A 476-nucleotide genomic window follows, 5' to 3' on the forward strand; every position below is an offset into this window, starting at 1 on the left:
CACCGCCTTCCTCCCCGCTGAAAGTACTTTACAACCCGAAGGCCTTCTTCATACACGCGGCATGGCTGCATCAGGCTTGCGCCCATTGTGCAATATTCCCCACTGCTGCCTCCCGTAGGAGTCTGGACCGTGTCTCAGTTCCAGTGTGGCTGGTCATCCTCTCAGACCAGCTAGGGATCGTCGCCTAGGTGAGCCATTACCCCACCTACTAGCTAATCCCATCTGGGCACATCCGATGGTGTGAGGCCCGAAGGTCCCCCACTTTGGTCTTGCGACGTTATGCGGTATTAGCTACCGTTTCCAGTAGTTATCCCCCTCCATCGGGCAGTTTCCCAGACGTTACTCACCCGTCCGCCACTCGTCACCCGAGAGCAAGCTCTCTGTGCTACCGTTCGACTTGCATGTGTTAGGCCTGCCGCCAGCGTTCAATCTGAGCCATGATCAAACTCTTCAATTTAAGTTTGATTTGCTGAAAC

1 rRNA gene is annotated in these 476 nt (G+C 55.0%); it reads right to left on the reverse strand.

The annotated features are described in order from the left end of the window. Positions 1 to 457: ribosomal RNA gene (locus IB226_RS23080) — 16S ribosomal RNA — on the reverse strand; the annotation flags it as partial. Between the last annotated feature and the right edge of the window lie 19 nt (positions 458 to 476).

The organism is Pantoea sp. PNT03, assembly GCF_014852515.1.
Classification (GTDB): domain Bacteria; phylum Pseudomonadota; class Gammaproteobacteria; order Enterobacterales; family Enterobacteriaceae; genus Pantoea; species Pantoea leporis.